Annotated in this window: 13 protein-coding genes; 3 read left to right on the top strand and 10 right to left on the bottom strand. The window is 58.5% G+C overall.

Going from position 1 to position 13,679, the window contains the following annotated elements; translation table 11 throughout:
* Positions 1 to 71 precede the first annotated feature (71 nt).
* The 6 genes from dnaB to E4O92_RS06225 form a co-directional block, all read right to left on the bottom strand.
* The gene (gene dnaB, locus E4O92_RS06245; RefSeq protein ID WP_135188890.1) at positions 72 to 1,421 is read right to left on the bottom strand and encodes a replicative DNA helicase; all 1,350 of its coding nucleotides are present in this window, start codon (positions 1,419 to 1,421) and stop codon (positions 72 to 74) included.
* Positions 1,414 to 2,160: a hypothetical protein gene (locus tag E4O92_RS06240; protein WP_167759711.1), complete on the bottom strand. Its 747-nt coding sequence runs from the start codon at positions 2,158 to 2,160 to the stop codon at positions 1,414 to 1,416. Before E4O92_RS06240 ends, dnaB begins: the two co-directional genes overlap by 8 nt.
* A 190-nt stretch (positions 2,161 to 2,350) precedes the next feature.
* On the bottom strand, positions 2,351 to 2,818 hold the full coding sequence (locus E4O92_RS24990; protein ID WP_206076824.1) for a helix-turn-helix transcriptional regulator: 468 nt from the start codon (positions 2,816 to 2,818) through the stop codon (positions 2,351 to 2,353).
* Between the two features lie 117 nt (positions 2,819 to 2,935).
* Complete coding sequence (locus E4O92_RS24740) at positions 2,936 to 3,142, bottom strand: hypothetical protein (RefSeq protein ID WP_167759710.1); 207 nt, start codon at positions 3,140 to 3,142, stop codon at positions 2,936 to 2,938.
* 801 nt (positions 3,143 to 3,943) lie between these two features.
* Positions 3,944 to 4,129: a hypothetical protein gene (locus E4O92_RS06230; RefSeq protein ID WP_135188888.1), complete on the bottom strand. Its 186-nt coding sequence runs from the start codon at positions 4,127 to 4,129 to the stop codon at positions 3,944 to 3,946.
* A gap of 47 nt (positions 4,130 to 4,176) precedes the next feature.
* Positions 4,177 to 4,608, bottom strand: a complete 432-nt coding sequence (locus E4O92_RS06225) for a hypothetical protein (protein ID WP_135188887.1) — start codon at positions 4,606 to 4,608, stop codon at positions 4,177 to 4,179.
* A 128-nt stretch (positions 4,609 to 4,736) separates the two neighbouring features.
* Here E4O92_RS06225 and E4O92_RS06220 point away from each other — a divergent pair, with 128 nt between their 5' ends.
* From E4O92_RS06220 to E4O92_RS24735, 3 genes are all read left to right on the top strand, one after another.
* Positions 4,737 to 4,991: a helix-turn-helix domain-containing protein gene (locus E4O92_RS06220; RefSeq protein WP_135188886.1), complete on the top strand. Its 255-nt coding sequence runs from the start codon at positions 4,737 to 4,739 to the stop codon at positions 4,989 to 4,991.
* Between the two features lie 336 nt (positions 4,992 to 5,327).
* Entirely contained in the window at positions 5,328 to 5,915 is a 588-nt protein-coding gene (locus E4O92_RS06215; protein WP_135188885.1) for a recombinase family protein, read from the top strand.
* A 200-nt stretch (positions 5,916 to 6,115) separates the two neighbouring features.
* On the top strand, positions 6,116 to 6,304 hold the full coding sequence (locus E4O92_RS24735; protein ID WP_167759709.1) for a hypothetical protein: 189 nt from the start codon (positions 6,116 to 6,118) through the stop codon (positions 6,302 to 6,304).
* Positions 6,305 to 6,417: 113 nt separating this feature from the next.
* Here E4O92_RS24735 and E4O92_RS06210 read toward each other — a convergent pair whose 3' ends face one another.
* The 4 genes from E4O92_RS06210 to E4O92_RS06195 all read right to left on the bottom strand — a co-directional run bounded on the left by E4O92_RS06210 (position 6,418) and on the right by E4O92_RS06195 (position 13,676).
* Positions 6,418 to 6,687 carry a PAAR domain-containing protein gene (locus tag E4O92_RS06210; RefSeq protein ID WP_135188884.1) on the bottom strand — a complete coding sequence of 90 codons (270 nt, stop codon included), beginning with the start codon at positions 6,685 to 6,687 and terminating at the stop codon, positions 6,418 to 6,420.
* Between the two features lie 55 nt (positions 6,688 to 6,742).
* Entirely contained in the window at positions 6,743 to 8,380 is a 1,638-nt protein-coding gene (locus E4O92_RS06205) for a type VI lipase adapter Tla3 domain-containing protein (protein WP_167759708.1), read from the bottom strand.
* Positions 8,381 to 8,511: 131 nt separating this feature from the next.
* Positions 8,512 to 10,875 carry a T6SS effector phospholipase Tle3 domain-containing protein gene (locus E4O92_RS06200; RefSeq protein ID WP_135188882.1) on the bottom strand — a complete coding sequence of 788 codons (2,364 nt, stop codon included), beginning with the start codon at positions 10,873 to 10,875 and terminating at the stop codon, positions 8,512 to 8,514.
* Positions 10,872 to 13,676 carry a type VI secretion system Vgr family protein gene (locus E4O92_RS06195; protein WP_135188954.1) on the bottom strand — a complete coding sequence of 935 codons (2,805 nt, stop codon included), beginning with the start codon at positions 13,674 to 13,676 and terminating at the stop codon, positions 10,872 to 10,874. The genes E4O92_RS06200 and E4O92_RS06195 overlap by 4 nt, the downstream gene beginning before the upstream one ends.
* Between the last annotated feature and the right edge of the window lie 3 nt (positions 13,677 to 13,679).

The raw sequence follows: 13,679 nt of genomic DNA, 5'->3' as shown, positions 1-13,679 counted from the left end.
ACACACCGACCGACCTCCAGGGAAGCCGGGCGGTGCATATTGCTCGGTAGTTGGATGTGTGTCAACTCAGCTTAAAGTCGAGCAGCGAGCCCCTTTTTGATCTGTGCTTGCTCCTGTGGGCGCCAAGGACGTGGCAATGACTCGAAACGCGTCTGTTCACCGACGTATCGTAATCCGACACGGCCCGGGGCTCCCTGGCGGCACAGTGCAATATCGACTTCGCAGATACCTTGGTCGATACTGTTCGGGTCATAAACCTCATCCCGGTACAAGAAGATTACGGCGTCTGCGTCTTGCTCAATCGCCCCTGAATCCCGCAGGTCCGAGGGTTGGGGCCTCCTGTTCGGACGTTTTTCGAGATCGCGATTAAGCTGCGAAAGCAGAATAATTCCGATCTCAAGCTCCTTTGCAAGCGATTTTAGTCCGCGAGTTATACCCTCAATCTGCGCGTTACGTGTGTCGCCCTCACCATCCATGAGTTGCAAATAATCGATGATCAATAGGTCGAGGCCATGACGACGCTTCATTGCTTTCGCTTTCATCTTGATGTCGAACAGGCGCAAGCCACCTTGATCATCCAGGTAGAGTCGCATCGAATTTAAAGCTTGAATGGTTTCAGTAACCCTTTCCCACTCTTGCTGGTCTAAACGCGACGGCTGAAGTAGGTGTGGCAGAGGAATGCGGCCTAAATATGCGACATTGCGATCGTGTAGTTGTTGTCTTGGCATCTCCATCGACAAAAACAGTACGCTCGAATGCCGTGCGACGTTGCAGGCGACGTTGAGAGCGAAGCCTGTTTTCCCCATTTTGGGCCGCGCTGCTACAACAATGAGCTCGCCAGGGGCAACGCCCCCATTCAATTTCGCATCGATCTCGACGAAACCAGTGGGTATCCTTGTTCCGAGCCCCTCCAAGCGCCGATCTAGCTCACGGAAGTAGTCACTCATGTCGGCTCCGGCATGGACTGGCACGAACTTGGTCTGTCCACTGCTGAGCCGTTCAATTTCAGATGACGCCTGATCGAGCATTGCATCTGCGGTTTCTCGCGATGCGCCAGCAGATTCCGCGATTTGGCGACCGAAGAAAACTAAGGCGCGTTTGATGGCCTTCTCGCGCACAATCTCGCTATAGCGTCGGATGTTCGCTGCCGACGGTGTCGAGTTCACCAGCGAGATCAAGTAGCTCCCGCAGTCTTTGATTCTCCCGTCCAAGGCAGCCATCATGGAAATGACGTCGCACGACGGGCCACTGTCAATTTGGCGAAGTATCTCTTCGAAAATTATGGCATGGTCAGCCAGATAGAAATGCTCTGGCTTCAGAGGCACCATGTTGTCCACACCTTGCGAGTCGGTGAGGAGAGCGCCCAACACAGACTGTTCCGCCTCAATGCTGTGCGGTAAAACAGCGAGAGCATTACTCATACTTCTGCTCCCTGATCTTTGTAAAATTCGCTAACTTGGTTAGCCACTCCAAATCCGCGAAAAACGGCCGCTTTTTCGGATCAGACTGCTTCCCGACGAGGAAAGAACATGACTTAACATAATTGAAGAAATTTTCCCAATACTCCAAGTTTTGTCGGTCCCTGTCCTCGTTCCAACGGGCTCGCAGATGCGCTTGCCTTGCGGGCGTCCAAGCACGTACCTTCGGACACATAGGTAAGATCCGGTGGTAAAGGTCAATGATCTTTTGATGCGGACATGGTGGACGGATCTCCGCAGCACATGCCCCGTCGGGAGCAGCGGAGACCACCTCTTCGACTTCGGCATGTTCCTCGAACTCCAGATCCGACGGGCTTCCGGATTCGTGCCGAAAACGTTCCGCCCCCAATGGCGGAACCTTCACGTTACTGGCGGCTTTGCGGCGCGCGTCGCACGAACGCCGCTTCGCTGACGTTCCATTGTGTTCGTCGAAGCGCGTGATCATGATTCCGTCGGGCTCCTCACTGATCCACCCTACTGCCGAGAGCGCGGAGGAAAAGTTGGGAATTTTCGTCTTTCGATCGATTGCCGAACGGCTGAGGCCACGCATGAAGCCAGACTCAGTGTGTTCGTCTGCCACCGACCATAGCCAGTAGAGGCCGCCGATAACCGTCGCTTCGGACGTCCCCGTTTGATCGCATATCCGCGATATTCTGGGGTCATCCCACAAGTTCGTGCGCATCTTGATCCACGTAGCCCCCATCACTGCACCTCGCTCGCGACCACAGAGACATGCAGGCCGTTTACTCGCGGGGCATCACCGCCGGATAGACTCTCAGTTGCCAACAATGCAGCACGTACGCCCCGTTCGTCCTGTGTAAGTTCGTTTGAGATGTCCTTAATGAAAGCGGGCAAGAATTCTAAGACGTGCTTCATGCTGCAGCCTCCACCCGGGCAGCCATCCAATTGTCGATCTCCTGCTCCAAGAACGCGACAGCCCTGGGGCCGATTGCGATTTGTGTAGGGAACGCGCCCACGGACAGCAGCTTGTAGATAGTGCTTCGGGCAAGACCCACCTTCCGGCAGACTTCGCTCATTCGTAAGAAGCGGTGTCGCTCGCCAGATCCCGGCCGCCGCTTTCCTTGCTGAGCATGGTCAATTTTGCAAGCTGCAGGACCATCCGGAAGGGGCGCCTGGCCGCTTTGAGTCTGTGCGCTGACGGATGCTTCCTCCTGAAGCTTCTGTACAGCTTGCTGAAAGGCTTCGCCCGAGCAGGGGCTGAAGGCACCTGCCCCCAGTGCATACTGATACTGAGGTACGTAGGTGCCAACACCAAAACTGTTCATCTTGGAAACACCAACTTGGGAAGGCACTGCCTTAAAATTCACGTCGTTTTTCATGATCCGTGTAGATCTATAGCCGCTTCGACACATACACGGAGGTGTACATGTAGCGACATAACGCGAACTCTAAGGCCACATTCGGAAGAACTTAGTTTTTAGTCCTTTGTTGTTATTTTACAACACATTGTTCGGATGTCGCGGCACGGATACTGCACGGCAACACCGCACAATCGACGCCTGCGCCTGCGCCAGCGCTTGGCACGAAGTGCTCACGGAAGCGCTGCCAGGTTCGCTCTCGATCGGCCGATTCAGGATGGTTTGCGCGCGCTCGTCAATCTGCTTGCACAGGCGCGAGACCTGACTCTTGGGCACGCCGCTCATGCCCACTGCCTTTAACCAGCGCGCGTCGGCAGAGCACACGCATCGAAGCTCTTTGGATGTGGGGGTCCTGGATGACGGCGGCCGTCGCGTTCTCCGCAGTGCCCCGGTTTCAAATAGCCTGCAAGGTGCCTGCCCCCATGCAGCTCGGGCACCTTCAGCTCGATCGTGCGGATCCAAGCCTTGAACGTGCGGCCACTCCCGTAGCTGCGCTTGCCGTAGGCGGAGTGCCAGCACTTCGACGTGCATCTCAGTCAGCCGCTGTAAGGAGGACTACAGCATCTGCTTGACCAAGGACCATGGCAACCTCCTTCTCGCGCAAACCGTCACTGCCGGCCTGGCGGCTACAAATTCAGCGGCACACTATCAGCCAGTAACGCAGCGATAAATTGGGCTGACACCACGCGTCCCCCCGGAGAACGAATGTCTTGTTTGATATGATTTTGCCGTGAGCTTTGCAGCGGTGTGCAGACACCTAACCCGTCAGGGTTAGGTGAAGTACGTTTTTCTATCTCTTCTCTACTTCTACCTCTCTCTCTAGCTCCGCTAGGTTTCCGCAATCATTCCGCAAGAATTCCGCAAGAATTCCGCATTCGATGCGGAACTTTGGCACGACGGCCCAGCGGAGTACTGCAGGTTAACGAGCCCCCTAACGGTGCCGACCGTACCATTGGCGCTAGCAGCGATCGCGACCGGCATGGCCACATTTTGTCGCACTTGGCTGGTCAACCGAAAGAGAAGTTGTTGTCAAACCTTTAGCTCCGCCAAGCTTCCGCAAACGTTCCGCATTCGATGCGGAAAAAATTAGGACTGCATGCAGCAGCGCACGACCGGTGGATCGCGCCAAACCCAGCGCGCCAGCAACAGCCCGACGCTGAGCATGGCCAGCGCGAGCGGGTTGCCGAGCAATGCGTCGAGCCGCGCCAGCGTGGCGGGATCTCGACTCTCCGAGACGAAGAACAAGAAGTTGAATGGGCCGAAGCACAGCATGAACAGCCAAATTCAGGATGCTGGCGACCCGACCTCGACTTAGGCATTCAGAGGTGTTGCAGCTCATCAAGCGCTAACGCGGCTACTCCTTCGGGATCCGACGATGCAATCACTTCAAAGGCCTCATCGTCGATTAGGTCTTGCTTGCCCGTTCGGATGTATTGCACATACTTCTCGGCGATATCTGGACGTGCCCCGAAGTATACCCTCACTCGCGCCTCGACTACGTCTAAGTCATAGTCGACTGCGCCCGTCCTATCGAACTTCTGCCTTTCCTCGTCCGTGACAATGAAGAACCGTTCGGCAAATGACATATTGATCGACCGATCCAATACCGACTCGCGGAACACCTCATCCTTTGAATAGACGAGCCTCAGGTACTTATCAGTCGCTTGGTTCGCGTCGACTGCCGAGACAACCGCCGGGGGAACTTCGGTCGCCGGTTGATCTTCCCACACCACAAGGTACTGCTTATTCACACCACATCTCCTAAAAAAAATGAACACTGTCCGTGTGGCGGCTCTGCTTTGCTGCAGCCCGCCGCAAAAATCGCAATTGTGACGTAAACGCGGCTGACGTAAAAGCGACATCTTGCAAAACTGCACTGATGTCCCCCGCTCCAACGCAACGCTCCGAACAACAGGCCGATTCCGCAAGGAGTGTGCTCGCACAGAATGTCGTGCGCTTGCGGACAGAGAAGCGCTGGTCACAAGAGATGTTGGCGTTTGAATCTGGGCTGCATCGGACTTTTATCGCACACGTCGAACGTAGAGCGCGCAACATCTCGATTGACAATCTGGAAAAAATTGCTCGGGCATTGGGAGTGCAGCCTTATATCCTGCTAATGCCTCTGCAAGCCTAAATGCCCCGCCTGCCCGTCTGGCGCGCACGTCTTCGACAACCAGTGACCTTGAGCCAGTAAGCCGGCGAATCAAATGTCGTTCGGCTTGGCCCACCACCTCAAACGCTAACCTTGGGACAGCTCCTGGCTTGCTGGCACGACGACCCGTGCATCCCCGGAATCGACTAGTGCCTTTTGACTGACATGGTTGTTACTAAGTGACCGAAAACGACCGTTTATGAACAGGCCTCCACCCCCACTCGACTGAGTGTTCACAAAATACCATTTTGACTTTTGAACATGTTCAAAAGTAGAATTGTCGTTATTGAACATTTCTTGATCATAAAAAGAGGAAAAATGGCAACGTTTGGATACGGTCGGGTCAGTACTAAAGAGCAGACGACGGAAAATCAGCGCCGGGAGATCGAGGCCGCCGGGTTCACGGTCGACTACTGGTACGTGGATGAAGGTGTTTCCGGCAAGGTCTCAGCCATGCAGCGTCCGCAGTTCGCCAAGATGTTGAGCCAGATCCGCGACGGGGAGGTGCTCGTGGTGACGAAGCTCGACCGCCTTGGCCGGGATGCCCAAGACGTTGGTGCAACTATCAGAATGCTGGCCGCCCGCCGCATCGAGGTCACGGTTCTTCAGCTTGGGAAACTCGATCTCACCAGCGCCGCCGGCAAACTGATGTTGACCATGCTCGCCGCCGTGGCCGAAATGGAGCGCGACTTGCTGGTAGAGCGGACTCAATCAGGCTTGGCCCGAGCCAAGGCGGAAGGCAAAACCCTCGGCCGCCCCAGCAGTACCACCGCTGAACAGCGCGCCGCGATGGTGAAACGGCACCAGAACGGGGAATCAATCAGCGCACTGGCCAAGGCGTATGAAATTTCCCGAGCAAGCGTAATGCGGATAGTAAAAGGACCTGTCCACGTACCTCTTGGGTGATTCCCAATTGTTCCGAAGCGATAGCTCTTAGTCGGCCAGCCGTGCTTCTCGTAGCCGATTTCCACTCGCCACAAGAGTTAGCGTTATTAGGTTAGTGGGATGGTTAGCGCAGAAGGACCCTTTCAACCACCACCGCCGACCACCCCACCACTGGCCGGGCTGAGCCGGATTTAAAACTCATCAAGAAGCAAAGGGACTAAATGAAGCCGACGGTCAACAGCACTGGCGACGCTCCTCGGGAGAGTGACGACTCCCCGGGGTTCAAAACAAAATACTTCGCTGATTGCTCAACAATAGTCGTGGATGAAAAAGGCATATTTTTAGTAGAGAAAACGACCACATACGACGAGAGCCCGCCAACGCCGAAAGAGCGGGTGAGCGAGCAGTAAAGCACCAAGATTTTTTTCGCAGAGAATAATTGACACGGCCACAATGATGCGCAAAAGGCCGATATTGGCGGCCCGGCCCGCGTCGGCCGACAACCTACCACATTCAAAACTGCTTACATCGTCGTACTGAAGTGCTTCAAGCTTGAGATCAGCTTTGCGCCGCAACTAAGGCTGTCGCCATCGAAGGCGATCCTCTTCCCGTTGATGATGTGGTGATGTGACCCTGTCGTAATCGTGCACTCCGTATGGCCAGGGATAGGGCAACTGCACCTATCGCCGACGCATGCCACGGGGACCCCGTGAACCCTGAAATTGGTGGCACCGGTACTGATCACCTTGCCGCCGTGTGAAGTGGCGTCGCCTAACCGGATGACGTTTTTCATAACGCGAATATCTCGTCTTTGGTAAGTTCGATTGAAAACGGAGTGCGCTAATCCATTACTTGGCTTCCACCGGTACGGCATAGTTAGCCGGGTCGATTGCAGGCGATTTGATACTGCGGAAGACATCCCCGCCGCGCACGTGTTGCTGGGCCTTTCGCTTTTCTTCGGAGGGCGGGCTGATGAAAATGAAGCTCGCCTCGTGCGGATCGCGCAGGTTGACTGCCAAGCTGGGGCCACCGGCGCGATAACTGCCCATCACGCCGATTGCCATCTCCATGAACAACGTTGCCGCGCCGGTATTGCCGAGGCGCCGGTCAATATTGATGAACTTGTCGAGCTTGCCGCTGTCGATCTCGGGGCCGCCCTGTGTAGCGTAGTGGCGCAGCATGCCTTCGAGCGCAATTAGCTGTTCGGTCTGGTCGTTCGTGGCGGCGATCACGCGCGCAGGCCCCTTGGCCCGCGCGGCCTCGGGCAAGGTGCGCAGCGCTTCCTGCAAGCCTTCCACGAGCGCTTTTTGGCGGGCGTCGCGACGTGCCAGCGGCTTGCCGTGTTCGTCTGTCGTTTTAACGAAGACGGGGCGATGGATAAAGCCGAGCGTCGGCAGTTTGTCGAACTGCTCCAGTTGGGTCTTGCTCCAGGGGACAGGGAACCACGGCGTCGGCTTCCAATCTCTCGGCGGTAGATGCTTCGCGTTCAGCTCTCGGTCGAGAAAGCTGGTCGGGCCGGTGCCTCGGATGTCCGGCCGCACGCCGAACTTGGCGGCGTAGTCCAGCCATTCGGAGGCCGTCACGGCGCGCTCCGTTCGCCATGCGGGTTCTTTCGGTCGCGGTACCGATTTTTTCAAGTCGAGGTAGCCCAGAAAGAGCCGGCGTGCGACTCCATCGCGGTTGAGCACATCCATACCGACGCGGTAATCGTCGATGTCGTCATAGACGAACGGCCGGATCGGATCGACACGTTCGCGCCGTGCCAGCAGGAACAGCGCGGACGAGTCAGGCATTTCCGGGATGTAGTAGCCGTCCTTGACGAGCGGCGGTGAACCAGTCGGTCGGGAAAGGTCCCGGAGCCCCATGCCGTCGTCCGAGTTCAAGACGATGTACGGAATGTCCGGGTTGGCGTCGAAGAAATCGAAAACGTCTTCGAGGATGCGGTCCGGGCGTTCGGCAAAGCGTCGCGGGCCGGCCACGAAGAGACTAGTGGACATCCCTGACGCTTCCGCCGAGCCGGCGATGCCCATGTCAGGCGACAACGGACTATCTCGGTCATCACTCGAATTCGGCGGTGCCGCGTTAAATACCGGAGTCCCCCATTCCGTCACCGTATACCCGGCGCCGTTTTCCAGCGTGTCGCCGGCCCGGCCGCCGCTTGTACCGAGCTTGTCATCGTCCGACCAGGGATATTTCTTGGGATCTTGCTCTCGAATCGAAGTGTAGGGATTGCCGGTTTGCAGCACGTCCCACAGTTTTCCCTGCCGGAATTTGTCAAAGGTGACGCCCAAACTGATGACTTCCAGCACGTACTCGCGTCGCCCTTGTCCGGTGCGCGCCGCCGCCAACTGCTGGCGTGCCTTCAGCGCCGCGGCCGTGGCTTGCGCTTGCCGTGCTTCGGCTTCGCGTGCCGCCAGTACCCAACGCCCGCCGAGCACCGCCCCGATCCCCAACACTACAGCCAAGAGCCACCATGGTTTGCTCATTGCCACCTCCGTTTGGTTGGATGCCGCCATCCCGTCGATCGAGATTGCGAAGAGAGAGACCAGAGCGAGAACGGATAGGTGACGAGCCCTCACCCGGCTTGCTGCAGCAGTCTTCTTTTTCCTGTTCGAGCTCATGAGGTCACGCGCTCCGAGTTTCCAACAGGTTTCGACATCGGTTCGACGACAAGCGCAGTCGGAAGCTCGGGCGGCAGGGGAAGGCCGTCCGGCAGAATCCCTTTGGAGTAATAGCCTGAGTTACCTTCGATCAGCGCCTTGCGCCAGGGGCGTTCGTCCGCCCAGTAGACCGAAAATTGCTGCAAGAATTTTTCCCTGGTGAGGATTCCCGGCCGTGGTTGCTCGCGCGGCCCCGGTTGCTTCAGGCGCCAGTCCGCGACCGCACATAGGTACTTATAGAACAGGGGATGGGTAGGCGCATGCCCTCCACCGATCGCCACGTCGTAGGCCGTGACATGGCTGTGGTTCTTGCGGCCGCCGTACACGGCGCTGTGGAACGAGCGCGGCACATCCGTCTTCTGCCAGCGCTTCCTGGCCTCGTTCGGCGTCTCGGTCCGCTCAATCAACAGCTTGGGCGGGTTGACCGGGCGCGGCTTGTAGCCGCCGTCCAGGCACACGTACACGTTCTTGATCTCGCACTTGTCGGCGTTTTCCTTGCCGCGATTGAGCCGTTCCGCGAGCGCGAACCGCTGGTCGTTGACCTTTGCCACCTTACCCTCATACAGGGCTGGGCGCGGGCTCGAAATCGGCTCATAGTCACGCAACGCCATCCAGACGCTGCCCGAATCTCCGATGCATTCCCAGTGTTTGTCGATACCGTAATCGCTGGTGACCGCAATCGCGGCGTCGATCTGGTCGACGTGTTCACTGGCCCCGTACCGGTGCTGCGCATCGGGGAAGGCGCCCTCGGCCATGCGGGCGACAATCGGCTTGGGCAATGCTTCGCCGGTGATGCGGCGCAGGATGAAGCGAGCCTGTTCTTCGGGCGACGCGTCGCTGGGCGCGTCACCGGGCCCCGGCAGGTGCGCGCGAACCCCATGATTGCTCGCAAACGTGTCGCTGTCGGCCGTATGGGCGTGATCGTCCTCGCCGGGCACCCGGAGCGCAAAGTCATGGGGCGCTTCCCCGACCATGACGAATCTGCCGTTTTGAGGATCGGGGCGGCGCTTCAATGTAAACACGCGTTGAAAGAAGCCTGCGCCTAGCTCCGAAAGTGGCTTGCGTATGGTCGGGTTCGGTACTTCTGCAGTTTTGCTGTGCGGGGGCACGAAATCCTTAAATGGTGCGCCGGCGCTGACTTGCTTGGTTTCGAGGCGATGGCCCCGCTGGTAGTCAGGCACGCCTTGCCAGCCGATCCCTTGCACGCTGGAGAGCGCCACCGTCATGTCCTCGGGCGAGAAGTACAGGTAGACCTTGCCTCGGTTGTCGCGGTCCGTGCTGGCCACCCATTTGGGGCCGACCGTGCCGCAGTGTTTGTGTGCATCCGTCAGTTCCGCCAATGGCGGCGACTCATGCTTGTTCCCCACTACGCCCTTGACAATGTTCGCCAGCGTGGTCAAGCGCGCGTGCAGTGTCTGGCCGCCGCGAATATATCGGTAACGGTCGTCCTTCTTCATCTGTGCGTCTTCGCCCGAATATCCGTCAACCCAACCGGCCAGTGTCGGCAGCTCGTCGACCAGGCTGTACGGCGGGTTACACAGGATCAGCGTGTCGGCTGGCCGTGCGCCGGGCTGGATTTCCTGCATTTTCGGGTCGAGCAGAAAAGCCTGGGCCAGCAGGCTGAGCATGCAACCTTGGCTGTGGGCGACGATCGAGACCGTTTCGTCTTCATCGTAGTCGCGGATCATTGAAATGAGGGCGGCGAGCCGTCGCGCCGCCAGGATCATGTAGAGTCGGCCCGGGTTTTTCCGGATGGGGCGGGTTGCATCGCGCTGCACCCAGTCCAGAGCTCCATGGGCATCGCTCTTACCGCGGTTCCACATTTCCGGGAGCGAGGTGGTCGCGTTGCCAAACGGGCCGCCGCCCTTCGCGTAGTCCCTGTCCAACCGGTTGCCGTAGCGGTCGACCGCCTGACCGTGTGGCGTCTTCCTCCAGTCGCCTGCATTGCCCGTTTCTTCCCGAAAGCCCCAATAGAACGGGATCACCGGGCTGTGCGTGTTGTCGGTGATCTGCCGCTTGTAGAACACCGCGTCCGGATCTTCTTCCAGTTTTTCGGTATCGGCTGTTTGCGGCATCCGGTACGTGGCCGGCCTCACGTCGCCGCGCAGGCGCGTCGTCAGGCCCTCGCACAAGCCCGATTCCACCGCGTCATAGCTGGTGCCGACGTCGTTCACGCCATGAACAAGAATGATTGAACCTGGCAGGTTGTGCTTTACCCCGACAATCTTCTTGTTCCCTTGCCCCGGCAAAGTCACTCCTTGTCCGGTGCCTACGCTGAACGGCAATTTTTTGTAAAGCCCTGGGCTCTTTTCCTTGGTCATGACTGCCCATCCTTCCTAACGAGATTTATGCTCGCAAAGTGCATTTGGTCGTGCTGCAAGGTACTGCTCTTCCCGGCAGCATCTGTACTGCCCTCGCTGCTTGCAGCGGCAGCCGATTCGATCTTGTAATTGAGCCCGGTCGCGGGTACGCCGCCATCGAGGTGCGGGTAGTAGTGCGGAGTGAACTGGAGATCCGTTCCGTCCTTGCCAAATGATGGCAACTGCGTGCTCATCGTCTCCGGACCATCCCAGATGAAATCCGGCGCGTGGAACTTGAGCGGATCCTTGCTGCCGATGACTGGTGGCCCATCGCCCAACTTGAAGAATGAGCCGTCGGCAGTCACAAACAGAAGCTTCTCGGCCGCGATGGTGACCGTGCCTTTCGTGGCGGTGACTTTCACGTTTTCGTCCGCGTTGATCTCGACATCGCCGTGCTGGCTTTGAAGGAGCAGCTTGCCGGCGTGCGCGATGGCATTTATCCCTCCGCTCTGCGCGAACAGCGAAAGCCCATTGCCGGCATTGACGTTGACACGCTGGCCGGCCGCCAGCTGCAAGTGCTGCTGCGCGACCGTGTCGATGTTCTTGGCCGAGTAGCTGACGATGGCCTTGGAGCTGGCAAAGCCAATCCCGGCTGGCGAGGTTACGCCAATCACGGGCTCCCGTGGCTCGGCCGCCTTTGGCGCGGTGTTACTGCCGTCTTCCCACTTCTTAAAGCGCGCCAGCAGTTCGTCCTGCTCCTTGGCGTCGATCGGCAGTCCATTGTGCGAAGCAGCGTAATTGCCGAGCGATGCGAAAAGCTCGCCGCATTCGCGCATCAAGCCGAGGAAATCATCTCGTGCAAGCTGGCCACCCTTGGTGGTCGCGGCGCCGAGCAGTTTCCATGCGCTCAGAAAAATCCCCCTTGCGGCATGCAGCGCGATCGCCTCGTCCGTGCGCAATTCAGCTCCCTCGCCCCTCGGCGCGGCGCGGCCATCCTGGCGCAGCTCGGTCAGGTAACCCATATTCAGCTCGGTGGTCGCATGATCACTCGCCAGTTGTGCACTGATCTGGCCCGGAGTGTCATCAAACCGGAGTTGGTTGCCGCGCTGCCCGCGCACCTCGCGGCTACGGATGCCCGATTGATATCTGGTTGCCGGCAGCGCCCCTTCCCGCCGAAAGGCTGGTGGAAGCGCGATTACGTTGTATAACTGGCCGACGATGATCGGTTTGTCCGGGTCGCCGCCTGCAAAATCGACCAGCACTTCTGTGCCGACGGGCGGAAGCAGTCGCACACCACATTGGCCGCCGCTACCCGGTCCGTTGCCCGCCCAGTTCGAGCCCACGCGTACCCACGCCGAGTCTCCGTCCGAATCGGAGGCACCGGCCCCGGCCGCATGCGCGTGATCCTGCGGCCTTGTTGCCGGAAACCGCACTTTGACCCGCCCCATTTTGTCGCACCATACCTCATCGTTGGATGGACCAACCACGATGGCTGTCTGAATCTGAAGTCGTGGCAGGATTGGGCGCGGAGGGACGATCCGCACGCTGCGCCGCACGCAGGAGAACCGCGTCTTGTAGCGGATCGGTGTTCCGTCGTGGTCCGTGAATACAGCGTATTCCCCCTGTGCCCAGCCGTTCCGATTAAACAGGCGTTCCACTCGCGCGCTAATCTCAACCGGCAGGTTGTTTTGGGCGACGATCCGCTGCTCGGTGATGACGAACCGGCGTTCCTTTTCCGCATGTGTGTCGATCTCGGGATGCCCATCCAGGCTGATCCACTCGCCTACAGCCAGGTCGCGCACGCTGCCTTCGCCGTGGAAGCATTTGGACGCATACTCGTAGTGCGCCATCTGCGTGTTTCCCAGTTCAGTCAAATCAAGCGCCGTATCCCCCAAGTGCGGCGCCGCAACGTAGTAGTCCTCCAGGCTTGCCGCAAGTTGGTTTCCACGCTCTCCCTGGTTCGCTCGGGACTGGGCCTGCGTCGTGTTGAAGGCGGTCCCGCCAGGGTTCTTGTAGTCCCAGCTGTGCAGCCATACACTGCCGGGTTGCAGGTTGCGCTCGGCGCTCCAATAGGTGATCGCGTCGCGCTCTTCGGTCGCTGCATCCCGGTGAAATCGCACGCTGCCAGCTTCATTCTCACGAAGACGGAGTGAATCGTCGAAGAGCACTAAGGTATGGCCGATCTCGTCGTTCTTCTGGCTCCCAATGGGACCCGCACGATTGGGGAGCCCAGGCCGAAAGAACCACGCAATGCCACGTCTTTGCATTAGGCGGCGAACGAATGCGGCGTCCGATTCGTTGTGCTGCATGGTAAATTCGCGCCGCGCGAGCTTGCCGTTCAAACCGACGTCGATTTCGAGGTCGAACGAAGCGGCGAGCACGGAATTGTTGACACGCCACTCCGCGATCAGAGCCTGGATAATGTCCAGCTCACTCATGTCGCGGAACACTCGCGTGTTAACGCGATTTTCCATCACGGACAGCGCATCACGCATGACCAGCTGATACGTGGCCAGTCCGCCGTCACTCTGTCCCGACAGGACGCCAGTAACAATGCCGCAAAATCGCCTCAGCTGGCCGTGGTCGGTCACGATTTGCAGTTCGGCAGGCACACCGATGAACTTCTTGAGGGCAAGCTTGGCGCTCTCGGCCACGCAAAGGATCCGAAACTCGAATCCGCCGCATATTGCTTCCTGTCCTGTAACCTTCTGGGGTAAAAGCTGGCTACCCCAGTCCGCGTCCCCGCCTGGCCGGTCAAGCACAAGCCTGAGCGGCCGATCCTGTGTCGAAAGGGCGTACTGAGCCAGCCTAGCAAGGTCCATTGG

The sequence above is a fragment of the Massilia horti genome, from assembly GCF_004614195.1.
GTDB lineage: Bacteria > Pseudomonadota > Gammaproteobacteria > Burkholderiales > Burkholderiaceae_D > Telluria > Telluria horti.
The sequence above is the reverse complement of the archived record's forward strand: the minus strand, read 5'-3'. Positions and strand labels throughout refer to the sequence as shown.

Bases quoted from the DNA above. Each gene is read 5' to 3' on its own strand.
- E4O92_RS06240 (WP_167759711.1), bottom strand. From the start codon at position 2,160: ATGCGCACGAACTTGTGGGATGACCCCAGAATATCGCGGATATGCGAT.
- E4O92_RS24735 (WP_167759709.1), top strand. From the start codon at position 6,116: ATGAAGCCGACGGTCAACAGCACTGGCGACGCTCCTCGGGAGAGTGAC.
- E4O92_RS24740 (WP_167759710.1), bottom strand. From the start codon at position 3,142: ATGAGCGGCGTGCCCAAGAGTCAGGTCTCGCGCCTGTGCAAGCAGATT.
- E4O92_RS06210 (WP_135188884.1), bottom strand. From the start codon at position 6,687: ATGAAAAACGTCATCCGGTTAGGCGACGCCACTTCACACGGCGGCAAG.
- E4O92_RS06205 (WP_167759708.1), bottom strand. From the start codon at position 8,380: ATGAGCAAACCATGGTGGCTCTTGGCTGTAGTGTTGGGGATCGGGGCG.
- E4O92_RS06200 (WP_135188882.1), bottom strand. From the start codon at position 10,875: ATGACCAAGGAAAAGAGCCCAGGGCTTTACAAAAAATTGCCGTTCAGC.
- E4O92_RS06215 (WP_135188885.1), top strand. From the start codon at position 5,328: ATGGCAACGTTTGGATACGGTCGGGTCAGTACTAAAGAGCAGACGACG.
- E4O92_RS06195 (WP_135188954.1), bottom strand. From the start codon at position 13,676: ATGGACCTTGCTAGGCTGGCTCAGTACGCCCTTTCGACACAGGATCGG.
- E4O92_RS06230 (WP_135188888.1), bottom strand. From the start codon at position 4,129: ATGCTGTGCTTCGGCCCATTCAACTTCTTGTTCTTCGTCTCGGAGAGT.
- E4O92_RS24990 (WP_206076824.1), bottom strand. From the start codon at position 2,818: ATGAAAAACGACGTGAATTTTAAGGCAGTGCCTTCCCAAGTTGGTGTT.
- E4O92_RS06220 (WP_135188886.1), top strand. From the start codon at position 4,737: ATGTCCCCCGCTCCAACGCAACGCTCCGAACAACAGGCCGATTCCGCA.
- dnaB (WP_135188890.1), bottom strand. From the start codon at position 1,421: ATGAGTAATGCTCTCGCTGTTTTACCGCACAGCATTGAGGCGGAACAG.